This window comes from Stenotrophomonas sp. JC08, from assembly GCF_052180205.1.
Taxonomy (GTDB): domain Bacteria; phylum Pseudomonadota; class Gammaproteobacteria; order Xanthomonadales; family Xanthomonadaceae; genus Stenotrophomonas.
On the sequence record NZ_CP197473.1, the window covers coordinates 2,022,750 to 2,045,251 of the forward strand.

The 22,502-nt window shown below is 66.1% G+C and carries 23 protein-coding genes and 1 tRNA gene; 11 read left to right on the forward strand and 13 right to left on the reverse strand.

The window, feature by feature from the left end:
* The first annotated feature begins 38 nt into the window (after window positions 1-38).
* The 5 genes from ACSBPQ_RS09220 (at window position 39) to ACSBPQ_RS09240 (ending at window position 4,393) form a co-directional block, all read left to right on the forward strand.
* Window positions 39-431, forward strand: coding sequence for a PTS sugar transporter subunit IIA (locus tag ACSBPQ_RS09220; protein WP_442681894.1), 393 nt, complete (start codon window positions 39-41; stop codon window positions 429-431).
* Window positions 424-693 (forward strand): HPr family phosphocarrier protein, encoded by a 270-nt coding sequence (locus ACSBPQ_RS09225; RefSeq protein ID WP_442681895.1) that lies wholly within the window; start codon window positions 424-426, stop codon window positions 691-693. Before ACSBPQ_RS09220 ends, ACSBPQ_RS09225 begins: the two co-directional genes overlap by 8 nt.
* Before the next feature lie 55 nt (window positions 694-748).
* Window positions 749-2,488, forward strand: coding sequence for a phosphoenolpyruvate--protein phosphotransferase (gene ptsP, locus ACSBPQ_RS09230; protein WP_442681896.1), 1,740 nt, complete (start codon window positions 749-751; stop codon window positions 2,486-2,488).
* A 215-nt stretch (window positions 2,489-2,703) separates the two neighbouring features.
* Window positions 2,704-4,065, forward strand: a complete 1,362-nt coding sequence (gene mgtE, locus ACSBPQ_RS09235; RefSeq protein ID WP_442681897.1) for a magnesium transporter — start codon at window positions 2,704-2,706, stop codon at window positions 4,063-4,065.
* 64 nt (window positions 4,066-4,129) lie between these two features.
* Window positions 4,130-4,393 (forward strand): hypothetical protein, encoded by a 264-nt coding sequence (locus tag ACSBPQ_RS09240; protein WP_442681898.1) that lies wholly within the window; start codon window positions 4,130-4,132, stop codon window positions 4,391-4,393.
* Window positions 4,394-4,514: 121 nt separating this feature from the next.
* Here ACSBPQ_RS09240 and ACSBPQ_RS09245 read toward each other — a convergent pair whose 3' ends face one another.
* The 4 genes from ACSBPQ_RS09245 to ACSBPQ_RS09260 form a co-directional block, all read right to left on the reverse strand.
* Window positions 4,515-5,942 carry a hypothetical protein gene (locus ACSBPQ_RS09245; protein WP_442681899.1) on the reverse strand — a complete coding sequence of 476 codons (1,428 nt, stop codon included), beginning with the start codon at window positions 5,940-5,942 and terminating at the stop codon, window positions 4,515-4,517.
* Window positions 5,943-6,043: 101 nt separating this feature from the next.
* The gene (locus tag ACSBPQ_RS09250) at window positions 6,044-6,994 is read right to left on the reverse strand and encodes an aspartate carbamoyltransferase catalytic subunit (RefSeq protein WP_442681900.1); all 951 of its coding nucleotides are present in this window, start codon (window positions 6,992-6,994) and stop codon (window positions 6,044-6,046) included.
* 20 nt (window positions 6,995-7,014) lie between these two features.
* A complete protein-coding gene (gene ruvX, locus ACSBPQ_RS09255) occupies window positions 7,015-7,482 on the reverse strand; it encodes a Holliday junction resolvase RuvX (protein WP_442681901.1) in 468 nt (155 codons plus the stop codon).
* Entirely contained in the window at window positions 7,475-8,041 is a 567-nt protein-coding gene (locus ACSBPQ_RS09260; protein WP_442681902.1) for a YqgE/AlgH family protein, read from the reverse strand. The genes ruvX and ACSBPQ_RS09260 overlap by 8 nt, the downstream gene beginning before the upstream one ends.
* A gap of 72 nt (window positions 8,042-8,113) precedes the next feature.
* Between ACSBPQ_RS09260 and ACSBPQ_RS09265 the strand changes: the two genes are divergently transcribed.
* Window positions 8,114-8,650 carry a DNA-3-methyladenine glycosylase I gene (locus ACSBPQ_RS09265; protein WP_442681903.1) on the forward strand — a complete coding sequence of 179 codons (537 nt, stop codon included), beginning with the start codon at window positions 8,114-8,116 and terminating at the stop codon, window positions 8,648-8,650.
* Between the two features lie 135 nt (window positions 8,651-8,785).
* Here the strand turns inward: ACSBPQ_RS09265 and ACSBPQ_RS09270 are convergent, their stop codons facing one another.
* A complete protein-coding gene (locus tag ACSBPQ_RS09270; RefSeq protein WP_442681904.1) occupies window positions 8,786-9,916 on the reverse strand; it encodes a PilT/PilU family type 4a pilus ATPase in 1,131 nt (376 codons plus the stop codon).
* 49 nt (window positions 9,917-9,965) lie between these two features.
* Window positions 9,966-11,003 carry a type IV pilus twitching motility protein PilT gene (locus ACSBPQ_RS09275; protein ID WP_442684560.1) on the reverse strand — a complete coding sequence of 346 codons (1,038 nt, stop codon included), beginning with the start codon at window positions 11,001-11,003 and terminating at the stop codon, window positions 9,966-9,968.
* A gap of 96 nt (window positions 11,004-11,099) precedes the next feature.
* Here ACSBPQ_RS09275 and ACSBPQ_RS09280 point away from each other — a divergent pair, with 96 nt between their 5' ends.
* The 5 genes from ACSBPQ_RS09280 (at window position 11,100) to ACSBPQ_RS09300 (ending at window position 15,227) form a co-directional block, all read left to right on the forward strand.
* Window positions 11,100-11,762 (forward strand): YggS family pyridoxal phosphate-dependent enzyme, encoded by a 663-nt coding sequence (locus tag ACSBPQ_RS09280; protein WP_442684561.1) that lies wholly within the window; start codon window positions 11,100-11,102, stop codon window positions 11,760-11,762.
* Window positions 11,763-11,779: 17 nt separating this feature from the next.
* Window positions 11,780-12,628 carry a pyrroline-5-carboxylate reductase gene (gene proC / locus ACSBPQ_RS09285; protein WP_442681905.1) on the forward strand — a complete coding sequence of 283 codons (849 nt, stop codon included), beginning with the start codon at window positions 11,780-11,782 and terminating at the stop codon, window positions 12,626-12,628.
* 36 nt (window positions 12,629-12,664) lie between these two features.
* Window positions 12,665-13,123, forward strand: coding sequence for a DUF4426 domain-containing protein (locus ACSBPQ_RS09290; protein WP_442681906.1), 459 nt, complete (start codon window positions 12,665-12,667; stop codon window positions 13,121-13,123).
* A gap of 329 nt (window positions 13,124-13,452) precedes the next feature.
* On the forward strand, window positions 13,453-14,751 hold the full coding sequence (locus ACSBPQ_RS09295; RefSeq protein WP_442681907.1) for a phosphatase domain-containing putative toxin: 1,299 nt from the start codon (window positions 13,453-13,455) through the stop codon (window positions 14,749-14,751).
* A 68-nt stretch (window positions 14,752-14,819) separates the two neighbouring features.
* Window positions 14,820-15,227, forward strand: a complete 408-nt coding sequence (locus ACSBPQ_RS09300; RefSeq protein ID WP_442681908.1) for a hypothetical protein — start codon at window positions 14,820-14,822, stop codon at window positions 15,225-15,227.
* A gap of 75 nt (window positions 15,228-15,302) precedes the next feature.
* On the opposite strand, the gene ACSBPQ_RS09305 is transcribed toward ACSBPQ_RS09300, so the two are convergent.
* From ACSBPQ_RS09305 to ACSBPQ_RS09335, 7 genes are all read right to left on the reverse strand, one after another.
* Window positions 15,303-17,261, reverse strand: coding sequence for an esterase/lipase family protein (locus ACSBPQ_RS09305; protein ID WP_442681909.1), 1,959 nt, complete (start codon window positions 17,259-17,261; stop codon window positions 15,303-15,305).
* Window positions 17,261-18,307: an Lnb N-terminal periplasmic domain-containing protein gene (locus ACSBPQ_RS09310; RefSeq protein ID WP_442681910.1), complete on the reverse strand. Its 1,047-nt coding sequence runs from the start codon at window positions 18,305-18,307 to the stop codon at window positions 17,261-17,263. The genes ACSBPQ_RS09305 and ACSBPQ_RS09310 overlap by 1 nt, the downstream gene beginning before the upstream one ends.
* Before the next feature lie 200 nt (window positions 18,308-18,507).
* A tRNA-Val gene (locus ACSBPQ_RS09315) sits at window positions 18,508-18,582 on the reverse strand.
* Window positions 18,583-18,643: 61 nt separating this feature from the next.
* Window positions 18,644-18,997: a PilZ domain-containing protein gene (locus ACSBPQ_RS09320; protein ID WP_442681911.1), complete on the reverse strand. Its 354-nt coding sequence runs from the start codon at window positions 18,995-18,997 to the stop codon at window positions 18,644-18,646.
* Window positions 18,994-19,953 (reverse strand): DNA polymerase III subunit delta', encoded by a 960-nt coding sequence (locus ACSBPQ_RS09325; RefSeq protein ID WP_442681912.1) that lies wholly within the window; start codon window positions 19,951-19,953, stop codon window positions 18,994-18,996. Before ACSBPQ_RS09325 ends, ACSBPQ_RS09320 begins: the two co-directional genes overlap by 4 nt.
* A gap of 15 nt (window positions 19,954-19,968) precedes the next feature.
* The gene (gene mltG, locus ACSBPQ_RS09330) at window positions 19,969-21,039 is read right to left on the reverse strand and encodes an endolytic transglycosylase MltG (RefSeq protein WP_442684562.1); all 1,071 of its coding nucleotides are present in this window, start codon (window positions 21,037-21,039) and stop codon (window positions 19,969-19,971) included.
* A 58-nt stretch (window positions 21,040-21,097) separates the two neighbouring features.
* Window positions 21,098-22,456: an aminodeoxychorismate synthase component I gene (locus ACSBPQ_RS09335; protein ID WP_442681913.1), complete on the reverse strand. Its 1,359-nt coding sequence runs from the start codon at window positions 22,454-22,456 to the stop codon at window positions 21,098-21,100.
* Window positions 22,457-22,502 lie beyond the last annotated feature (46 nt).

Sequence of the window (22,502 nt, forward strand, 5' to 3'; positions counted from 1 at the left end):
GCTATCGCCGACCGGCCTCCACCTGTTAACGTTCGCGGATGACCTGTGGCGTTCTTCTTCTGACTCATCCCGGTATCGGTAGTGCACTGCTGGAAGTGGCCACCCGCCTGCTGCACCCTTTGCCCTTGAAAACCGAAGTATTCGAAGTACCGTTCGATGCGGATCTGGATGCATTGCTGCCATTGGCCTCGGCCGCGATGCGCAAGGTGGAAGGTGATGCCGGCGTGCTGGTGCTGACGGATCTGTACGGCGCCAGCCCGAGCAATCTGGCGGCACGGCTGGCACGGCTCGGCACACCGGTCCGCCGCGTCTCGGCACTGAGCCTGCCGATGTTGCTGCGGGTGATGAACTATCCAGAGCAGGGGCTGGACCAACTGCCCGCCACCGCCGCGGCGGGCGCACGCAATGGAGCCATCATCGACGATGCTTGAACATGTATTGACTGTATCCAACCGCCTCGGCCTGCATGCCCGCGCGACCGCCAAGCTGGTGCAGCTGCTTTCCGGCTTCCGCGCCAATGCCACGCTGGTGGCCAAGGGCCGCGAGGTCAACGCCAAGAGCATCATGGGCGTGATGCTGCTGGCCGCCGGCCAGGGCACACCGGTCACCATCCGGGTGGACGGCGAGGACGAAGCTGCGGCCTTGGCGGCCGTGATCGATCTGTTCGAACGGCGCTTCGACGAGGACAACTGATGTCCGCCCGCGTCGCCGGCAAGTGCATCACCGCCACACCGCCACGAGGTCTGCGGTGGTGATGCGGCTGCACGGCCACGGTGCTTCGCGCGGGTCCGCACTCGGGCGCGCCCGGGTCCGGCTTCCCTACACCCAGGAAACCGGGAAAAAACACGTCCCGGCGGCGGCAGTGGAGGGCGAGCTGCAGCGCCTGCACCAGGCCATCGATGCTGCCCGCGCGGAGATGCGGGAGCTGCGTCACCGCCTGCAGGGCGCCCTGCCCGCCGAGGTCGGCGAGTTCCTCGACCTGCACGCGATGCTGCTCGATGACCCCGAGCTGCTGGTTGCCCTGGACGAGCTGATACGCAACAACCGCTACAGCGCCGCCTACGCGCTGCGCACCCAGCGTGACCGCCTGGCGCAGGTGTTCGAAGGCATGGAGGATGCCTACCTCAAGAGCCGGCTGGATGACCTGGACCACGTCATCAGTCGCATCCATGCATTCCTGCACAAGCGCCCGCCCGGCGTGAAGGGTCTGGCCGGCGAGATCCTGGTGTGCGAGAACGTCGCCCCCTCGGAGCTGGCGCAACTGCAATCGCAGGGCGTGGTCGGCATCATCAGCAGCGGCGGCAACACGCTCTCGCACAGCGCCATCCTTGCGCGCAGCCTGCACCTGCCACTGGTGGTCAACGCCAGCGGCGTGTTGAACCGGCTCAACGACGGTGACGTACTGATTGTCGATGGCGGCAGCGGCGAGATCATCCTTGATCCCGGTGCCGTGGAACTGGACCAGCATCGCGCACGCCTGCGTGAGCTGGCACGCGAACAGCGCGAACTCAGCCACCTGCGCTCCAAGCCCACCCGCACCCGCGATGGCGTGGATATCACCCTGCTTGCCAACGCCGAATCGCATGACGACGTGGCCCACGCGCACGCGATGGGCGCGCATGGCCTTGGCCTTTACCGCACCGAATTCCTGTTCCTGCAGCGCAATGAACTGCCCGGCGAAGAGGAACAGTTCCAGATCTACCGGGACACCGTACTGGGCATGTGTGGCCGTCCGGTCACCATCCGCACCCTGGACCTGGGCGCGGACAAGGCCGACCGCACCGGGCTGGTGCTGGGACGCGAGGAGAATCCGGCGCTGGGCCTGCGTGGCGTGCGGCTGTCGCTGGCCCGCCCCAAGGTGGCCGACACCCAGCTGCGCGCGATCCTGCGCGCCTCCGGCTACGGGCCGGTGCGGGTGCTGGTTCCGATGGTCAGCACCCGCGACGAAATCCTTGCCGTCAAACGCCGGATGACACGCCTGGCAAGCGGGTTGCGCAACGAAGGCCATGCCGTGGCCGAGCGGATTGCGCTGGGCGCGATGATCGAGGTTCCCGCCGCGGCCATCGCCCTGGAGAGCTTCATCGACCTGGTGGATTTCCTCTCCATCGGCACCAACGACCTGGTCCAGTACCTGCTCGCCGCCGATCGCAACAACGAGGCGGTCAGCACCCTGTACTCGGCACTGCATCCGGCCGTGGTGCGCTTGCTGTCACAGGTGATCGCCGCTGCGCAGGAGCACGGCACACCGGTGGCGGTATGCGGCGAGATCGCCGGCGACCCGCAGATGGTGCCGCTGCTGCTGGCACTGGGCCTGACGGAATTCAGCCTGCACCCGGCAACCCTGCTGGAAGTCCGCCGCAGCATCCGCGACTGCGACTTGGGACTGCTGCGCGACAGGCACCAGAAACTGCTGCGCGCACGCGACCGGCGTGGCATCGAGCGCTGGATCGCGGACGCGACAGCTGGCTCAAGTCCGGGTCTCCGCTGAGCCCGCCATCCAGGGCCACACGCAAAACCACACCCACGCGCACTCCTTCCACTGCGACGCAGGACGGCCTGCCGCGATGATTCCAGCGACACCACGGCGCGGTTTCGACAACAAGGGTGGGCAATGAAACATCCGCACCCGATAATGACGCGTTCAACACCGCCGATGCCGCATCCTAGCGGCGGATAACGGCTCACATCTCATCTGGAGTTCCGATGGCCGAGGCCGTACGCCACGACAGGACAGCCCGACAACTGCGCCTGCTTTCAGACGCACTGGACAGCGGGCGGCTGGGCCCGGTACGGCGTCTGGTCAACACGCTGGCGCCGGCGGAAATCGGCAACCTGCTCGAATCGCTGCCACCAGCCAAGCGCGCGGTGGTGTGGGGGCTCGTCGATGCCGAGGATGATGGCGAGGTGCTGGTCCACGTCGGTGACGAGGTCCGTGAAAGCCTGCTGGCGGACATGGATCCGGACGAGATCATCGCCGCGGTCGAAGACCTGGACATCGACGACCTGGCCGATCTGGTCGAGGACCTGCCTGACACCGTCATCGACGAAGTGCTCAAGTCGATGGACCGGGAGAACCGCGAGCGCCTGGAGCAGGTGCTCTCGTATCCGGAGGACACCGCCGGCCGTCTGATGAACCCGGACGTGGTCACCGTACGCGCCGACGTCAATGTCGATGTGGTGCTGCGCTACCTGCGCCTGCGCGGCGAACTGCCCGACCACACCGATCATCTGTTCGTGGTCAGCCGCCGCCACCAGTACCTGGGCCGGCTGTCGCTGGCGTCGCTGGTGACACACGAGGACAGCACACCGATCAACCGCCTGGTCGACGATGAGCAGCCCGCCATCGACGTCGGCGAAAGTGCCGATGAAGTCGCGCGGCAGTTCTCCGACCATGACTGGGTGTCGGCACCGGTGGTGGACGACAACAACATCCTGATCGGCCGTATCACCATCGACGACGTGGTCGACATCATCCGCAGCCAAGCCGAGCACCAGGCGCTGGGCGCAGCCGGCCTGGACGAGGACGAAGACCTGTTCAGCCCGGTGTGGCGCGCGATGCGGCGACGGCTGGTATGGCTGTTCGTCAATCTGTGTACCGCCTTCATCGCCGCCAACGTGGTTGGCCGGTTCGAAGGCACCATCGACCAGCTGGTGGCGCTGGCGGTGTTGATGCCGATGGTCGCCGGCCTGGGCGGCAACGCCGGCACCCAGGTGCTGGCATTGATGGTGCGCGGCCTTGCACTGGGCCAGGTCGGTGCCTCCAACGTGAAAACCCTGCTGTGGAAGGAGCTGCGCGTAGCGCTGCTCAACGGCCTGCTGATGGGCGCGGTGCTGGGGCTGATCGTGCTGGCCTGGTTCCACAACCCCGGCCTGTCGGTGGTGATCTTCGTCGCGTTGACCTGCAACCTGCTGCTGGCCGCGTCGGCCGGTGTGCTGATTCCGATCACACTCAAGCGATTGGGCTTCGATCCGGCACTGGCCAGCGGCATCTTCCTGACCGCCATCACCGATTCGATGGGCTTTTTCACCTTCCTCGGCCTTGCCACCCTGGTCCTGCTGCGCTGACCACCCTCGCCTGCGCAAACGGCTCCCAGTTCCGGCATGACGCCACCATCATCGGATCCCGCCAATGACCACCACCATCAACGACTATTACCAGCCCGGCTGGCGCGAACAGCTTCACCATTGCCCGGCCTGTACATGGCAGGGCGGCTCCCGGCAGATGGAAATGGAACTGCATGACGAGCAGAGCCAGTACAGCTGCCCGCAATGCGAATTCCCGCTGCTGATCGTGCAGCATCCGGATCTGGCCGCCATACAGGCCGCCGCGGCAGCCGGCAATGCCGAAGCCCAACAGCAGCTGGAAATACTGGCGATGGCGCCGCGCGGCTGAGTACGCCAGCAAAACCGGGACCGCTGCACGCAGAAAAGCGGTACGGCTGCGCACACGGCCCCATATTCCTCTCCGCGGCGCCGCCCTTCCACGGATGGCCGGGGCAGGTGGCCGCGCCTGCTCAGGGACTCAAACGATGATGGCTCCAGCGTCCTTCAGCATCCATCTGCAGGCAGGTTCCTGATCCACGCGTCGGGCAGGCCTCCACCACATGGACCTGCTCCAGCGGCAGCTCCAGTCGCCATGCCAGTCCATGTCCGCCGACAGCATAGAAGCGCTGCTCATCGGCCACGGTCACCCACAACGGCGCCTTCAGTTGCTGGCCAGCCAGCTGCTGCAAGGAAGTCTCCGCCCACCGCGCACGCCCGATAAGTCCCGGGTGATCCAGCCAGCGCGTTCCCGCCACCGACACCCAGCACGAAAGCGCCATCAATCCGGCTGCGACCAGTGCAACCCGGCGCCCCTGTAGCAGCCGCGCCAGCACGATGGCCGGCAGGATCGCGGAGATCGCGGCGTAATACTCGTAGCTGTTCCACACCAGCGGAAAATAAGGCGCGTAGGTGACGACGGCAAAAACCGCCAGCAGCCCCCATTGCCGGTGATTGATCCGCGCCCAGCCTCCCTTGGAGGCCGCCAGCGCCCAGCTGAGCAGCACCGGCAGTGCTGCCAGCGACGCCCACCCGGCTCCCCTGAGCAGCTCTCCGGTAGCAATCATCCGCAGCGCCTCTCGCGGCACATTTAGCAGCCACGCTCCGAATGAAGCTCCGTTCTTGACCAGGTTCCCGCCAAACACGTAGGCATATTGCGGGGCCGGCGGAAGCGTAGCCTTGCTGCGCAACAGCAGCCAGACAGCCGCAACGGCCACGGACACCGCCAGCACCACCCACTCGCCCAGGCGCAGGCGGGCGCCGCTGAACAGGCTGAGCAGCAGCATGAGCACCGGCATCAAGATGGCCGATTCCTTGCTCAGCAAGGCAACCGTCAACAGGCATGGAACCAGCGCCAGCAACAGCAGGCGGCGGCCTGCCACTGCGCGCGATGCCGCCAGCCAGGATGCAAGCAGCAATGTACTGGACAGCACCAGCAGCGGGCTGTTGGCCGCAGCGACCCAGTGCACCGTCAGCAGGCTGACAGCCAGCACGCCGTAGAAGCCCGCGCTCAGCCCCGCCACCGCCCAGGGGGATGGCCAGCCGGCAACACGCGCCACAGCCAGCCCCAGTACGCCTACGCCAAGCGCCGCCATCAGCTGCAGTACAAGCAGGATGGAATGTGCGACCAACACATCACCCTGCAGCACCCCTTCGACCACACGCCACCAGGCCGTCTGCGACAGTGGACGCCAGAACAGTTCCGGCTGCAGCGGCCAGAAGGTTTCCGCCCACGGCTGGCCCGCCAGATTTGCAGCTCGTGCCGCCTGCAGAAACACATAGTCGTCACCCCAGAATGGGGTCCACAGCGCCGGCAGCCAGATCACCACGGCCGATACCAGCAGCACCGCCATCACCAGAAGATCCGACCGCGCCGGACGCATCGCCAAACCAGTATCCATACTGACTGCTCCCCGCGCTGCACCGTGGCAGCCGTCATCCATCCATCGAAAGCGTCAGCGCGCCTTCCCCGACCGACCCACTCAGCTCAGCCCAACCCGGCTCAGCCCAACAGCGTTTCCAGCACCGCCATGCGCACCGCAACGCCGTTGGCCACTTGGCGCAACACCCATGACTGCGGGCCATCGGCCACTTCATCGGTGACTTCCACGCCGCGGTTGATCGGCCCCGGGTGCAGCACGGCCGCGTCTTTGCCCGCCCGTGCCAGACGTGCGCGGGTAAGCCCGTAATCGGCGTGGTACTGCTCCAGCGACGGCACCAGCCCTTCTTCCATGCGCTCGCGCTGCAGCCGCAGCATCATCAGTGCATCGGCACCTTCCAGCAGCGCATCGAAATCCTGCCCGACGACACAGCCCTTGAGCGTATCGTCCTCCGGCAACAGCGACTGCGGCCCGCACACGCGGATCTCGCCCACGCCCAGCGTGCGCATGGCGTGCAGGTCGGTACGCGCCACGCGCGAATGCTTCACGTCACCGACGATCACCACTTTCAGCTTTGAAAAATCCGCACCCTTGGCCTGCCGCAGGGTCAGCATGTCCAGCAGTCCCTGGGTCGGGTGTGCACTGCGGCCATCACCGGCATTGACCAGCGCCGTCCCCTCGCCCGCTGCTGCCGCCAGTTCCGCCACGGCGCCATCGTCGGGATGCCGCACCACGAAGCCCCGCACCCCCATCGCCTCCAGATTGCGCAGCGTGTCGCTGGCGGTTTCGCCCTTGCGTGCCGACGAAGTGGAAGCATCGAAATTCAGCACGTCCGCACCCAACCGCTGGGCGGCCAGCTGGAAGGAGCTGCGGGTACGCGTGGATGGCTCGAAAAACAGCGTGCAGACGGCGGTCCCGGCAAGTACGGCACGCTTGTTGCCGACCCGCCCTACCGCCGCGTCACGGATCTGCCCGGCGCGGTCCAGCAGCTGCAGCAGGGTTTCACGGGGCAATCCTTCCAGGGTCAGCAGGTGACGCAGGCGGCCTTGTGCATCAAATTGCGTAGCGGTCATGGCGGGGTCTATGCAGGGAGTCAGGAAACAGGGATGGCATCGTGCGGTGACGACAGCCAGCGTTCGATGATGACCGCCGCGGCGACCGCATCAAGATTGGCGGCATCGCGGCGGCGCTTGCGGCCTTCGGCACGTTCGACGGCGAAGCGGCGTGCCGCCTCCACCGAGCTGGAGCGCTCGTCGATCATCAATACCGGTACCTTGAAGCGCTGCTGCAACTGGCGCGCGAAGGCCAGCGCACGCTTGCGTGCCGGCTGGTCCTCGCCATCCAGCGTCAACGGGTCGCCCACGATCATTCCCTGCGGACGCCAGTCCTTGAACAGGCGCTCCAGCGCGTTCCAGTCGGGGCCGGCGGCATGCACATCGACCACTGCAAGCGCCCGCGCATTGCCGCCAAACGAGCTGCCGATCGCCACGCCGATACGGCGCGAACCGACATCAAAACCCAGCACCGTGCTGTCGGTGGACAAGGGCAGCGGATCAGGCATTGCCGCTGTACCCCGCCAGCCGGAACAGATCCACGCCGATGCGCGAGGCGGCCAGCTGCCAGCGCTGCTCCAGCGGCGTATCGAACAGCAATCCGGCATCGGCCGGCACCGTCAGCCAGCTGTTCTCGGCCAGCTCCTGTTCCAGTTGCCCCGGACTCCAGCCGGCGCAGCCCAGCGTGACCAGCACATTGGCCGGGCCATTGCCGCGGGCCAGTGCTTCGAGGATGTCGCGCGAGGTGGTCAGATACAGGCCTTCGGCCACTGTCAGGCTGGAATCCCAGTCGCGCGGATCGTCATGGATCACGAACCCCCGCTCCGGATGCACCGGCCCGCCGCTGAGCACCGGGCGTGCACACAGTGCTTCGTCGTCCGATGCGATATCCATCTGCGACAGCACATCGCCCAGCGTGTAATCGGAGGGCTGGTTGATCATCACCCCCATCGCACCGTTGCCATCATGCTGGCAGATCAGCGAGACACTGCGGGCAAAGCCCGGATCGAGCAGCGATGGCAACGCCACCAGCAGGTGATTGACAAGAGGGGGCGACAGCGCGGACATGGCCGTTATTCTAACGGCTACGACCGGCCAAGGCGTGTGCCGGATGATCCCAGCCCCGACATATGCGTCCCCATGTCCAGTTATTGTGATATCGCCCCCGGCCATCCCGTCCACGCGCATTACCACGCCCACGAATACGGCTTTCCGCAGCGTGACGAGCGCGAGCTGTTCGAGCGCCTGCTGCTGGAAATCAACCAGGCCGGACTGAGCTGGGAAACCATCCTGAAAAAACGTGAAGGCTTCCGTGCCGCCTATGACGGCTTCGATGTGGATGCCGTGGCCGCCTACGGTGAGCCCGATGTAGAACGCCTGCTCGGCGACAGCCGCATCATCCGCAACCGCCTGAAAGTGAGGGCGGCGATCCACAACGCGCAGGTGATCCGCACACTGCGGCTGTCCCACGGCAGCTTCGCCGCATGGCTGGATGAGATGCATCCACGGAGCAAGCCGGAGTGGGTCAAGCTGTTCAGGAAAACCTTCCGCTTCACCGGCGGCGAGATCACCGGCGAGTTCCTGATGAGCCTGGGTTACCTGCCCGGCGCGCACCGCGAGGACTGCCCGGTGCACGCGCGCATTGTCGGGCTTTCACCGCCGTGGACCCGCGACTGAGCGGAGGATTCCGCACACTGCGACACCCCCGGCGCGAGGAATGGCAGGCACAAGGCGCGACTGCAGGCAGAAACGACGATGGCCGGCTCCTTGCGGGACCGGCCATCGTCATCGTGCGGAACGGGCGAAGTCGCCTCAGCGGACCTCGGCGATCTCCACACCATCCAGGCCCTGCGCCAGTGTCTTGGCATCGCCGCCCTGTGCAAGCTTGATGCGCAGGCGCACCTCGTTCTGCGAATCGGCGTAACGCAACGCGTCGTCGTAGCTGATCTCGCCGGCCTGGTAGAGCTCGAACAGGCTCTGGTCGAAGGTCTTCATGCCCAGCTGCACGGAATCGCGCATCACTTCCTTGAGCTTGTGGATCTCGCCATCGCGGATGTAATCCTGCACCAGCGGGGTACCCAGCATGATCTCCATTGCCACGCGGCGGCCCTTGCCGTCCGGGGTCGGCACCAGCTGCTGCGCGACCACGCCCTTGAGGTTCAGCGACAGGTCCATCAGCAACTGATTGCGGCGGTCTTCCGGGAAGAAGTTGATGATGCGGTCCATCGCCTGGTTGGCATTGTTGGCATGCAGTGTGGCCAGCACCAGGTGGCCGGTTTCGGCGAAGGCGATGGCGTGGTCCATGCCTTCACGGGTACGGATCTCGCCGATCATGATCACGTCCGGCGCCTGCCGCAGCGTGTTCTTCAGCGCCGCCTCCCAGCTGTCGGTGTCGATGCCGACCTCGCGCTGGGTGATGATGCAGCCTTCGTGCTTGTGCACGAATTCGATCGGGTCCTCGATGGTGATGATGTGCCCGGTCGAGTTCTGGTTGCGGTAGCCGATCATCGCCGCCAGCGAGGTTGATTTACCGGTACCGGTGGCGCCGACGAACAAAATGATGCCGCGCTTGGTCATCGCCAGCGTCTTGATCACCGGCGGCAGGCTCAGCTCGTCCACGGTCGGGATACGCGTCTCGATCCGGCGCAGCACCATGCCCACCTGGTTGCGCTGGTAAAAGCAGCTCACGCGGAAACGGCCGACACCGGCCAGGCCGATGGCGAAGTTGCACTCGTGGGTCTTCTCGAACTCCTCGCGCTGCGCCGGCGTCATCACGTTGAGCACCATGTCGCGGCTCTGCTGCGGGGTCAGCGGCGTCTGCGTGATCGGCGAGATCTTGCCGTGCACCTTCATCGACGGCGGCATGCCGGCGGTGATGAACAGATCCGACGCCTTCTGGTGCGCCATCAGCTTGAGGAACGAGGTGAAGTCGATGGTGCTCATGACAGTGCTCCGGCAGGGGCGGAAAGGTTACGGAAGGACATCACACCGGTCATTCGAACAGACGCTTGTCTTTGGCGTACTCGCGGGCCTGGTTGCGGGTGATCAGGCTGCGCTTGACCAGGTCCTGCAGATTCTGGTCCAGCGTCATCATGCCCACCTGCTGACCGGTCTGGATCGCCGAATACATCTGCGCCACCTTGTCCTCGCGGATCAGGTTGCGGATGGCCGGGGTGGCGACCATGATCTCGTGCGAGGCGATACGGCCACCGCCGACCTTCTTCAGCAGTGCCTGCGAAATGACCGCACGCAAGGATTCGGACAGCATCGAGCGCACCATCGGCTTCTCGCCGGCCGGGAACACGTCGATGATACGGTCGATGGTCTTGGCCGCCGAGCTGGTATGCAGGGTGCCGAACACCAGGTGACCGGTTTCCGCGGCGGTCAGCGCCAGGCGGATGGTTTCCAGGTCACGCAATTCGCCGACCAGGATGATGTCCGGGTCTTCACGCAGCGCCGAGCGCAGCGCCTCGTTGAAGCCGTGCGTATCACGGTGCACTTCGCGCTGGTTGATCAGACACTTCTGCGAGGTGTGCACGAATTCGATCGGATCCTCGACGGTGAGGATGTGGCCGTATTCGTTCTTGTTGATGTGGTCGATCATCGCCGCCAGCGTGGTCGACTTGCCCGAGCCGGTCGGGCCGGTGACCAGGATCAGGCCCTGCGGCTGTTCGATCAGCTCACGGAAGATCGGCGGACAACCGAGGTCTTCCAGCGTCAGCACTTCCGAGGGAATGGTACGGAACACCGCACCGGCGCCGCGGTTCTGGTTGAAAGCGTTGACACGGAAGCGCGCCAGCGAGGGAATCTCGAACGAGAAGTCGACCTCGAGGAACTCTTCGTAGTCGCGGCGCTGCTTGTCGGACATGATGTCGTAGACCAGCGCGTGCACCTGCTTGTGGTCCAGCGCCGGGATGTTGATGCGGCGGACGTCACCGTCCACGCGGATCATCGGCGGCAGGCCGGCGGAAAGGTGAAGGTCCGAAGCCTTGTTCTTGACCGAGAATGCCAAAAGTTCAGCGATATCCATACGCGCCATGTCCCCTGCGTTTGCGAGCATCTGGAAGGTGTTTCCCCTGCCGGGCAGTATAGCGTTCCCACGTAAGAGGTAGACCGTTTGTCCACTGTGCCACTGGCCGCGCTCGTGCGCGAGATTTCCGAGCATTCCCCCGCGTCCCGCCCGGCCCGGCTGCTGGCGGTGTCCAAGCTGCAGCCGGCCCCGGCCATCGCCGCGCTCGCCGCCCAAGGGCAACAGGCGTTTGGTGAAAACTACGTGCAGGAGGCTGCCGCCAAGGTCGCCACACTGGCACCGCTGGGGTTGGAATGGCACCTGATCGGCCACCTGCAGTCCAACAAGGCCGACATCGCCGCGCGCATCTTCGACTGGGTGCAGACCGTGGACCGGCTCAAGCTGGTCGGCGCCCTGGCCCGCCACCGGCCCGCCGGCCTGGCACCGCTCAACGTGCTGATCCAGGTCAATATCGACGACGAGGACAGCAAGCACGGCTGCCACCCGGAGGAGGTTGCCGCACTGGCCGCCGCAATCGTGCTGGAGCCGGCGCTTTGCCTGCGCGGACTGATGGCCATTCCCGCGCCCCATCCCGAGCAGGCCCGCCGGCGCACCGCCTTCGCACGGATGCGCGCCCTGTTTGACACCCTCGCCAGCCAGTACCCGCAGGTGGATACACTGTCGATGGGCATGAGCGGCGACTTCCCGCTGGCCATAGCCGAAGGTGCCACCATGGTGCGCGTCGGCACCGCGCTGTTCGGCCAGCGCCCCTCCCCCTGAATGCTGTCGAGGCTTGCATGACCGGCTCAACCACGTCACTCCCCCCTTCTCCTGCCGGCATCGCCTTCATCGGCGGCGGCAACATGGCCCGCAGCCTGATCGCCGGACTGATCCGCCGCGGCGTGGCCCCGGCCAGCATCCGCGTCGCCGAGCCGGTCGAGCCGCTGCGCACGGCACTGGCGAGGGACTTCGGCGTGACCTGCATGGCCGACGCCACCTCCGCCGTCGGCGGCGCCACGCTGTGGCTGATGGCAGTCAAACCTCAAGTGATGCGCGAAGTCTGCACTGACCTGGCCGACACCGCCCAGCAGGCCGCGCCGGTTGTCGTATCGATCGCCGCCGGCATCACCAGCACGCAGCTGGACCGCTGGCTGGGCGGCAACCGCGCCATCGTCCGCGCCATGCCCAATACCCCGGCCCTGCTCGGCGCCGGCGTGACCGGACTGTTTGCCACCGGGCAGGTCACGCCCGGGCAGCGCGCGCAGGCGGAACAGGTACTGGCCAGTGCCGGGCGCACGGTATGGATCGACGATGAAGCCCTGATGGATGCGGTCACCGCCGTCTCCGGCAGTGGCCCGGCCTATGTGTTCCTGCTGGCCGAAGCGATGGAGGCTGCCGCACGGGAACAGGGTCTGTCCGCCGAGGTGGCCCGCACGCTGGTGCTGGATACGGTGCTCGGTGCGGCACGCATGCTGACCGAAGCCGATGAAGCCCCGGCCGAGCTGCGCCGGCGCGTCACCTCGCCCGGCGGCACCACCCAGGCCGCCATCGAAGCCTTCCAGTCCGGCGGCTTCGAGGCCCTCACCGCCCGCGCGATCGCCGCGGCCGCCCGGCGTGGCCGGGAACTGTCCGCCGCCAACGACTGAGCAATGCAATCACTTCCCCCTTTCCGGAGACCCCACATGCCCCGCCTGTCTTTCCTGCTGCCCGCACTGTTGCTCGCCCTGTCAGCCTGTTCCGGACAGCAGGCGCCACGTCCGGCCACCCTGCTGCCGGAGCAGCCGGCACACGCCGATTTCGACGCGCTGCGGGTGCATTACAACCTGCTGCCGACGCTGGCGATGAACGAGTCCGTGGCGCGCGACTATGGCGTCGAGCGCAAGCCGGATCGTGCGCTGCTGGTGGTCGCACTGCGCCAGCGCGTGGGCGACGAGGAGCAGTCCATCGCCGGCGAAGTCAGCGCCACCGCCACGGATCTTTCCGGCAAACGCCAGAGCGTCGCACTGCGACCGGTGCAGGTCGGCAGCTATACCGACCTGATCGGTGTGGTCGATGCCCATCCCAACGACCAGCTGCGGGTGGAGTTGCAGGTTGAGACACCGGCAGGGCGGGGCAAGGTGCGTTTCGAAAGAGGTTTCTGAACCTCCCAAAACCAACAATGTGCGCAAGGTCACACTTTTCCTGCCGGCTTTCCGTGTGACCCGAGCGCTCTGACCACGTCCTTGGCGCGTGATTCTGTCCCGCAATCAATCAGATGGGACAAAAAAGGTCGCGGCTATCACAAGACAGGGACATAACGAAGCCCCGTTCGTATCATTCCAACGTCAAATTGACATGGCGATTGGCCGCGCCATACTCCTCACCCTCCCCCATTAATCAAGCGCGCCGAGGGAACAGGCGCGTTTGGCAGCGCATGGCCTCCCCCATATCTCCCCCTTTCTCCCCTCTGCTGCAGCTGCAAGGCTGGGGCATGAGCCGCGGCCGCCGCACTGTGCTGGCCTCGATCGACCTTGTGCTCGATGGTCCCGGCATCACCGTATTGATGGGCCCCGGCGGCACCGGCAAGTCCACCCTGCTGCAGGCGTTGGCCGGCCAGCCGAACGCCCATGGCGAACGCTGGGGCCAGCTGCTGTATCAGGGACAGCCCCTGGAACAGGCCGTGCTGCCGCCTGCACTGGCCCACCAGCAACCACGCGAGCTGGGCTTCAGCGTGCTGGAAAACCTCGGCGCGGCGCTGCGCCAGCACCATGGCGGCACCCCGCTTGAACTGCGTGAAACCGTCATTGCGCGCCTGCAATCACTGGGGGCCGACGCCCTGATCGGGCACCTGCAGCAGCGCGCCATCGACCTGCCACGCGGCCTGGCACGGCAGCTGGCGATCCTGCGCGCGGCATTCAGCGGAAGTGCGCTGTTGCTGATCGATGAGCCCACCAGTGAACTGGAGGAGGCCGATGCCGAAGCGATACTGGCGCTGATCCAGCGACTGGCGACCAGCCACTGCTGCCTTGTCAGCCTGCATCACCAGGGCCAGGCACGGCGGATCGCCTCCCGCGTCATCCTGCTGGCCGGCGGCCAGGTACAGGTGGACGCGACGGTGGAGGATTTCTTCAGCAACCGCATGCAGCACCCGGTGCTGGCGCAGTTCCTGCGGACCGGCAGCTGCCATGTACCGGCCCCGGATGCGCGCCCGGAGGAGCTGGCCAGCAACGTCGCTGCCCCGGTTCTGCCGGCAAGGCCGCAGCCGGCCACTGCAGATACTCCCCGGCCTGCGCCCAGACTGCCGGCCACGCCCTCACGGCGCGGCCCCAGCGGCTTCCACTGGCTGCAGCCCGGCCGCCTGGCCGGCTGTCCGATGCCCGGCGCGGTATTCGCCATCGACCATGACCTGACGCTGCTGCGTGGCATGGGCATCACCGTGCTGATCAATCTGACCGAGAACGAGATGCCGGCCGAACTGCTGGCGCCGCACGGCCTGCGCAGCTACCACATGGGCATCCCCGATCGCCGCGCACCACCATTGCTGTGGGCCAAGCTGCTGCTGGCCAAGATCGACGTGATGTTGCGCGAGGGCGAAGTGGTGGCGGTGCACTGCCTGGCAGGGCTGGGCCGTACCGGCATGGTGCTGGCCGCCTGGCTGATCCGCGAGGGTTTGACCGCCGACGAGGCACTGCGCCGCGTGCGCACCATCGAGCCGGGCTTCGTGCAATCACAGGAGCAGGAAGACCTGCTGCACCTGCTGGAAGAAAACCTGCTGATCCGCGCCTGCTGATCCACCCCAGTTTCCGGCGTGCCACACCGTGGTCCGCCACCCCCTCCCCCTCCCCCAAGGAAACCCCCATGTCCCTTGACACCACCCTGCAACAATCCGTCGCTTCCATCCCCGAATGCGTTGCAGCCGGCTACGTCGACATCAGCTCGGGCATGTTGCTGTCGGTACGCACCGTGGATTCACATCCCCGCGAAGTACTGGACCTGGTCGCCGCCGCCACCGCCGACCTGTACCAGGGGCCGAACATCCGCAGCATCGAACAGATGTTCCGCCGTGCCCGCGGCCTGGAAGAGGTGGAAGGTGCGCACTACTTCCAGGAAATCATCGTCAACAGCGAGAACCTGATCCACATCTTCATGCGCGGCAAGCGCTATCCGGACTATGTGATGGTGTTCGTCTGCCGCCGCACCGCCAACCTCGGCATGGCGCTGACAAAATCGCGACTGGCACTGCCGGCGATCGAAGCGGAAATCTGAAACACAACGGCCACCGCAAGGTGGCCTTTTTCATGACAGCACACGCAGCCACCCGCATGCATGCGGGTGGCTCGCTCAATGCAGGTCGACGCCTTCGACCTCATGCAGGTCCTCGCGCAGGATGCGTCGCACCTCGATCACCGCTTCCGGCGTTTCCTGCACGCTGTGCCCGGACACGATCACCTTTTCCGACAACGCGCCTTCCAGATGGGCGCTCCAGTAAGGCACCAGCCCGTCATCCGAATCGGCCAGTGCGCCATCGGCCTTCTTTCGGGCGATGATAGAGTGGTATTTCACCCCCCGGGCCATCGGCAGCGTGGAAGAAACCTGGATGAAGGGGTCCGACGCACTGAGGTTGTCGATGCTGTTGCTGATACGCGGTTCCTTGGCCTTGGCATCGACGCCATCGGCGCCCTGCAGCACCATGAACACCTCGCCGAACGCCCCCAGTATCGTCAACGGCAACCGTACCAGCCGGCCGATCATCCGCCCCAAGCGATTGCCGGCCGCGTCGGTCCCCTTGTGCGGGGATGCGAGGAAGATCGCCCGTCCCACCTCGGGCTGCGGGCTGAAATGCATCAAGGGTTTCAACCGTCCTTCCACCCGCGCGAGGCGCTCGCCCTTCAACTTGAAGCGCTCCAGTGCATCGTTCCACAGCACCTCGCCCGAATCACTCAGCATCAGCCGCGCGATCACGCCGCCCATGCTGTGGCCGATGAACACCATGTCATGGGACGCCGGCGCCTTGCCGGTGGGATCGAAATGCCGCAGCGTCCGGTTGAACGCGCTGCTGACCGTGTGCCGGTTCAAGGCGATCGGCGCGTTGGTCGGGTAATACACCGACCACACCTGGTAGTGCCGGCGCATTTCCGGATCGCCCATGATCTCGTTGGCCAGGTTCACCCAGGCCTCCGGACTGCTGGCCAGGCCATGCAGCATGAAGATGATGCGACGTTGCGGGTCGTAGGGCTGCATCAGGTAGATATGCGGCTCACGGATGCCTTCGCCACGCCCGAACAGCGTGCGCAGCGATTCGGAGGCAAACCCCGACTGCGCCAGCCACACCCCGTAGGCGGCGGTGAAGTTCGCTGCCAGCGGCACTTCCTGCCCATGCAGGACAAGCTCGCCGGTATCGTCGGGGGCATAGGCCTCCAGCCGGACTTCCCGCGTCGCCAGTACCTGCTCCAGCGTATCGCCACTGAAATGCAGCAGCGTGGTGGCGTTGATCGCCGGCATCGCGCTGTAGAACGGCCGGTCCGCGGCGCGCTCCTCGCTTTCCACCGCCTGTGCCAGATCCGAGCCATCCATCACCACCACCAGCTCGGCGCCAAACCCGTCACGGCGGTAGGAGCTGCGCAGGCCGGCAAAACTCACGGAAGAGGCCGCCACCAGTTGCCGCGGGATTCCATCCAGCTTCAGCTGGTCAAAGCGCGTGGTGAGGGTCCAGCGGTCCACCTGCACCGGTTGGCCGATGTCCTCCCCTTGCAGGGCCCGCTCGCGGGTGCGCTGGAACACCACTGATGAAGCCTGTTCGGCCGCGTAGTTGTAGTAGTCGCGCACCTGGGTCAGACGGTCTTCCAGCGCCCGCTGCGCCGGGGTGCGGCCGCTGAAGAACAGGTAGGCGTAGGAGTAGCGTGCGGTTTCCAGCCACGCATCCAGCGCCACGGCCGACAGTTCCACCGGCTCCCCGGCCTTGGCCTTGGGTGTCAATGCCAGCGCTTCCTGCATCCACAGCTCGGCCAGGGTCGAAAGCCGCTGCTCGGTCTGCAAGCCGTCGGTGCCGGCCACCACCTGCCGGCACGCCGGCAGATTCTTGCCGCACTCGGCGGGCGTCTGTCCGATCACCGACAGCGCTTCCTGCGACAGCGCGCTCAAGCGCCCGCTGTTGAGGATGTCGCCGCGCTTGAGCATCACATAGTCGGTGTTGGACACCGGCTTCATCTTCACCATCGCGCAGCCGCCACAAAGCAGCAGCGCCAGCAGTGCCAGCAACGGCAGCAGCCGGGGCATCCTTGCCTGCAGGGATGTCGCCATCAGGGGCTTCCGCCACCATCGATACCCGGAACCCCTGCCCGGATCCGGGCCGAGAAATCGGGGCCATCACCCGCCGCACGGGCACGCGAGGTGATGCGTCCCAGCTCGCGCAGGCGCTCAACGGGCACGCCCGCTGTCAGGCCGCCGATGCTGCCGACATAGTCGGCAAGGTAGCCGGACAACAGCAGCCGGTAATCCAGCGGTAGCCCCGGCACGATCTGCCGCACTAGCTCGAACACCACCGTGGTGCAGTTGCTGATCAGGGTGTTGTAGAAACGCGGTGCCTGCTGGAGTTGCTGCGCGCTGGCGACGTAGGAATGCAGCAGCGCCTTCATCTCTTCCCGGTCCAGGCCCTGCAAGCGGTAGAGATAGACATCCTCGCCACGCACATTGCTGCGCACCTGCACGATGTCGCGTTCGTCGGCGGCGACCAGCACCGCTTCGAACTTGCGGAAGAAGCCACCGAGCGCGGAGAACGCCTCGTCCTGCTCCTTGCGGATTTCCAGCGAGAACACCAGTTGCCGGCCATCGGAAAAACCGAACGACACCAGCGTATGGGCGATGGCCGGCCCCATCCAGTAGGACAGGATCAGATCAGCCGAACGCACCTGCGACAGATCGTACTGGCGCGGCTCCCAGCGCACGTCGTAGTCGTTTTCGGTGCGCCAGTGGAAATTGCGCACGTTGTCGATCAACAGCCGGTCACCCTCGATGCGCGCATGCAGCGGCTGCGCCACATCATCGGCCCAGGCTCGGTCCTGCTGCGGGCGGATCGTCGCCCACCACACCAGCATCACGCAGAACAGCACACCGAATACCGCCAGCGAATGCCAGCGCCGCTTGGGACCGAAGCCCGCACGCACGGCCCAGATCGTCGGCACGCACCACACCAGCACCGCGGCGATGCGGGCGGCCATGTTGCCGGGGAAATGGAACCACAACGCAAACCCGCCCCAGATACCCATCCCCAGACACACCAGGGCCAGCATCGTGCAACCAATGCTGCGCAATACACCCCGCAGGCGCAGCTTCTTGCCATTCAACACGTCAAACCTCCGCACACCATGTCCTGTTTGCCGGCAAAAACGAAGCCTGGTCCTGCAATGCGGATGGCATCCCTCTGCCGATCTTCCGATCGTCTGCCGGGCCGGTAACGACCCGCGCGCAAAGATATCCTGTGCGACGCTGAAATCCGAGGAACACTGCAACAAAAAAACCGGCACTAGGCCGGTTTTTTCTATTCGCTTGGTGGGCGGTGCAGGGATCGAACCTGCGACCCTTGCCGTGTGAAGGCAATGCTCTACCGCTGAGCTAACCGCCCGTGTTGCGAGCCGCTCATTATAGGCAGCCAAACGGCAACGTCAACATTTTTTTACAGACATTCACATCGTCTGCGTCGGCTTGTCCGAACCGGAGGTTCCGGCCAGCAGCGTCTCGATACGGTTGCGGATCGCCTCGCCGTCGGCGCCATCGGCCAGCTGCACACCGATGCCGGCCTGGCGGTTGCCCTGTGCCCCCAGCGGGGTGACCCAGACCACCTTGCCGGCCACCGGCAGGCGCTCGCTGGACTCGGGCAAGGTCAGCAGCAAAAACACCTCGTCCCCAAGGAAATAACGCTTGGACGTGGGCACGAAAATACCCCCGTTCTTCACGAACGGCATGTACGCGCTGTACAGCGCCGCCTTGTCCTTGACCGCCAGCGAAAGGATGCCCTGGCGGGCGTTGATCGCACTCATCGAATTTTCCCCTTGGATTGCACCTGGTTGGCCGCTCCCCACGCCAGCAGCAATTCCACCACGGCCAGATCGGCACGGATGGTGGTACGCAGCAGATCACGGGTACGGTTGGCGGCATCGAACCAGGCGGCCAGCTTGTTCAATCGGGCCGGATCGGTCAAGCCGTCGGCCGCCTTTTTCAGCGCCAGATCGGCAGCATGGCGCAGGCGCAGGTCGGCGTGTGCATCGGCGGTCCAGCGTTGGGCCAGCTCGATACTTCCCAGCCGGCCGGCAAGCAGCTGCTCCAGCTCCGAGGCCACTTCACGGCGCAGGCCCATGCCCTCGCCCTGCAACCAGCGGTGTGCCAGCCCGGGATGCCCGCGTGCCGCCTCCAGCGCCTCGCGCGCCACGCCTTCGCTATAGCCTTGCGACTGCAGCCACACCAACGCCTCCTCGCGGGGCGGCAGGCGGAATTCCAGCCGCTGGCAGCGACTGCGGATCGTCTGTGGCAATCGCGCCGGGTCGGCACTGAGCAGCCACAGGTAACGCCCCGGCGAGGGCTCCTCCAGCGTTTTCAGCAGCGCGTTGCAGGCCGACCGGTTGATCGCATCGGCCGGATCGACGATCACCACCTGCGCCACGCCGTATTGCGGGGTGAGTGCCAGCTTCTGCGAGATCTCGCGGACCTGCTCGATCACGATCTCGGTGCGCAGCTTGTCACCGCTCTTGTTGGGAATGAACGAGGTCAGCTGCAGGTCCGGATGGGTACCGGCGGCGATCAGTTGCGCGTTGCGCTGCCGCCCTGCCGCGTCCATGCCCTGATCCAGCACATGTGCCGCCAGCTTCAGCGCCACTTCGCGCTTGCCCATGCCTGCCGGTCCGCAAAGCAGCAGCCCGTGCCCCAGCCGTCCGGCATCCAGCGCGTCAACCGCCCGATCAAAGGCCCGTTGCTGCCACGGGGTGAACAACTCACTCATGCATCGCATCCGCCATCACTGCTGCACCGCCCGGCTCCGGTTTTCACGCAGGCGCTGCAGGTAGCGCGCCACGGCCGCATTGTGTTCGCCCAACGTGGCGGAGAATTCATGCGCACCACTGCCATCGCCCAGCGCGACGAAGTACAGGGCCGTACCTGGCGCCGGTTGCGCCGCGGCCTGCAACGCATCCCGGCCCGGCATCGCGATCGGCGTCGGCGTCAGCCCGGCTCGCGTGTAGGTGTTGTACGGCGTGTCGGTGGTCAGATGGACCTTGCGGATATTGCCGTCGTAGGCACTGCCGATGCCGTAGATCACGGTCGGGTCGGTCTGCAGGCGCATGCCCATCTTCAGGCGACGGGCGAATACCCCGGCAATCTGCGGCCGTTCGCTGGCCAGCCCGGTTTCCTTCTCGATGATCGAGGCCAGCGTCAGCAGCTCGTACGGCGAGTCCAGCGGCAGGTCGTCGGCACGCGCGGCCCAGGCTGCGGCCAGCGCCTTCTCCATCGCCGCATGGGCACGCTTGAGCACGTCCAGATCGGTGTCGCCCCGCTGGTAGACGTAGGTTTCCGGCAGGAAGCGTCCTTCCGGGTGCTGGCCGGGGAAGCCCAGCGCCGCCATCAGCTCGGTGTCGCTCATGTCGCTGGTGGTGTGCCGCAGCGGATCGGCACGCTTGAGCGCGGCACGCAGCTGGCGGATGTTCCAGCCTTCGACCAGGGTCACGCGATACTGCAGCACCTTGCCCCGGCGCATGTCGCGCAACAACGCTTCCGGTGACGGCGCCGGCTCCAGCGCATACTCGCCGACCTTGATCTTGCCGGTCGCGTCCAGTTGCCGGGCCAGCCAGTGCCATTGCAGGTCGTGGCCTTCGTCGATGCCGGCCGCACGCAGCTTGCCGAGCACGGCACTGAAGGAGTCACCGGAGGCGACCACCACGCTGGGCTGGGTCGGCGTCACAGGCGTGGCGGCAAAATCCGCCTGCCGCTGCCACAGCAGCGCCGCGCCCGTACCGGCCAGTGCCAACAACAACACCAGTACCGCCAGCACTGCCAGACATCCGCGTTTGGCACCCGCCATGGTCACCCCGATCAATTGAATCCGTTGCGCAGGATACCGCGTGGCCGGCAACGCCGGCCAAAAGCGACGTTCATTCAGCCGGATCCAGCGCCCGCAGCAGGCCCCGCGCCTTGGCCCGGGTTTCCTCCAGCTCCCTGTCCGGATCGGAATCGACCACGATGCCGGCGCCGGTGCGGAAGGTCGCAAGCGCGCCCTGCACCTCGGCGCTGCGGATCAGGATGTTCAGGTCCATGTCGCCATCGCGGTTCAGCCAGCCGAAGGCGCCGGTATAGGCACCGCGCGCGGCCTGTTCCAACTCGGCGATGATCTCCATGCAGCGCACCTTCGGGCAACCGGTGATGGTGCCGCCGGGGAAGGTCGCGGCGATCACCTGCCCCGGTGTCACCTCCGGGCGCAACCGCGCGCGCACGTTGCTGACGATGTGATGGACGTGGGCGTAGCTTTCCACGGTCATCAGCTCGTCGACCTCGACACTGCCGGCTGCGGCGATGCGCCCCAGGTCGTTGCGCTCCAGATCGATCAACATCACGTGCTCGGCGCGCTCCTTCGGGTGACCGACCAGTTCCCGGATGCGTGCGGCATCATCATCGCCGGCAAAGCGCGCACGGGTGCCGGCAATCGGCCTCGTCTGCACCACATCGCCGCTGACCGAGACCAGCCGTTCCGGCGAGGAACTGACCACCGCACGACCGGCGGCCACGAACAGCCCGGCGAACGGCGCCGGGTTGGCGGTACGCAGACGGGAATACAACGCCTCCGGTGCCAGCGGCGCGTCGAAACGCGCCTGCCAGCGCCGCGACAGGTTCACCTGGAACACGTCGCCGGCATGCAGATAATCGATCACCCGCGCCACACCATCGGTGAAGCGTTCGCCGGCGTCTTCGACGATCTCGACCGGCGCCTGCCAGCGCGGCAACGGCGGCAGCGCGGCGAGCTGCTGGATGTGCAGCTGCAGCCCGCCCAGCAGGTCGGCCGCGCCGGCCTCGGCCACGGCCACGCAGCGGCCACTGTCACGTTCGCGCAGCACGGCGGCAGGACAACGCAAGGCGAGCGCTGAAGGCAGGCCGTCGTCGCGCTGCGGCAGGTTGAGGGTGGGTTCGATCTGACCGGCCAGTTCGTAATCCAGCAGCAGCGCCCAGCCGCCACGGAACGGGAGCTCGGCGAAAACCGGCTCACGCGGCAGACGCAGCGATTGCCACTCGGCATCCAACGCATCCAGAAAGCCGCCTTCCAGCAGCGTTCCATCTTCGCGGTGCACCCGGCCATCGGCCTGCAGCCGCAGCTGGCCGCCATCGGCGATCAGCAGCATGTCCCACTGTCCCTGCTTGCCGGCAGCGGTGGATTCCAGCAGAACGGGATAGCGGTGCGGCGCGAGCCGATGCAACGCCAGCAGGTCGATATCGGCAGGCAGAGGAAGGATGTGCATCATGGGCCCGTAAGAAGTCAGGGAAGTTGATTCCATCCTTCTCCCTTCG

Coding starts and splice junctions, on each gene's coding strand:
- ACSBPQ_RS09220 (WP_442681894.1), top strand. CDS start 39: ATGACCTGTGGCGTTCTTCTTCTGACTCATCCCGGTATCGGTAGTGCA.
- ACSBPQ_RS09225 (WP_442681895.1), top strand. CDS start 424: ATGCTTGAACATGTATTGACTGTATCCAACCGCCTCGGCCTGCATGCC.
- mgtE (WP_442681897.1), top strand. CDS start 2,704: ATGGCCGAGGCCGTACGCCACGACAGGACAGCCCGACAACTGCGCCTG.
- ACSBPQ_RS09240 (WP_442681898.1), top strand. CDS start 4,130: ATGACCACCACCATCAACGACTATTACCAGCCCGGCTGGCGCGAACAG.
- ACSBPQ_RS09245 (WP_442681899.1), bottom strand. CDS start 5,942: ATGGATACTGGTTTGGCGATGCGTCCGGCGCGGTCGGATCTTCTGGTG.
- ACSBPQ_RS09250 (WP_442681900.1), bottom strand. CDS start 6,994: ATGACCGCTACGCAATTTGATGCACAAGGCCGCCTGCGTCACCTGCTG.
- ruvX (WP_442681901.1), bottom strand. CDS start 7,482: ATGCCTGATCCGCTGCCCTTGTCCACCGACAGCACGGTGCTGGGTTTT.
- ACSBPQ_RS09260 (WP_442681902.1), bottom strand. CDS start 8,041: ATGTCCGCGCTGTCGCCCCCTCTTGTCAATCACCTGCTGGTGGCGTTG.
- ACSBPQ_RS09265 (WP_442681903.1), top strand. CDS start 8,114: ATGTCCAGTTATTGTGATATCGCCCCCGGCCATCCCGTCCACGCGCAT.
- ACSBPQ_RS09270 (WP_442681904.1), bottom strand. CDS start 9,916: ATGAGCACCATCGACTTCACCTCGTTCCTCAAGCTGATGGCGCACCAG.
- ACSBPQ_RS09275 (WP_442684560.1), bottom strand. CDS start 11,003: ATGGATATCGCTGAACTTTTGGCATTCTCGGTCAAGAACAAGGCTTCG.
- proC (WP_442681905.1), top strand. CDS start 11,780: ATGACCGGCTCAACCACGTCACTCCCCCCTTCTCCTGCCGGCATCGCC.
- ACSBPQ_RS09290 (WP_442681906.1), top strand. CDS start 12,665: ATGCCCCGCCTGTCTTTCCTGCTGCCCGCACTGTTGCTCGCCCTGTCA.
- ACSBPQ_RS09295 (WP_442681907.1), top strand. CDS start 13,453: ATGAGCCGCGGCCGCCGCACTGTGCTGGCCTCGATCGACCTTGTGCTC.
- ACSBPQ_RS09300 (WP_442681908.1), top strand. CDS start 14,820: ATGTCCCTTGACACCACCCTGCAACAATCCGTCGCTTCCATCCCCGAA.
- ACSBPQ_RS09305 (WP_442681909.1), bottom strand. CDS start 17,261: ATGGCGACATCCCTGCAGGCAAGGATGCCCCGGCTGCTGCCGTTGCTG.
- ACSBPQ_RS09320 (WP_442681911.1), bottom strand. CDS start 18,997: ATGAGTGCGATCAACGCCCGCCAGGGCATCCTTTCGCTGGCGGTCAAG.
- ACSBPQ_RS09325 (WP_442681912.1), bottom strand. CDS start 19,953: ATGAGTGAGTTGTTCACCCCGTGGCAGCAACGGGCCTTTGATCGGGCG.
- ACSBPQ_RS09335 (WP_442681913.1), bottom strand. CDS start 22,456: ATGATGCACATCCTTCCTCTGCCTGCCGATATCGACCTGCTGGCGTTG.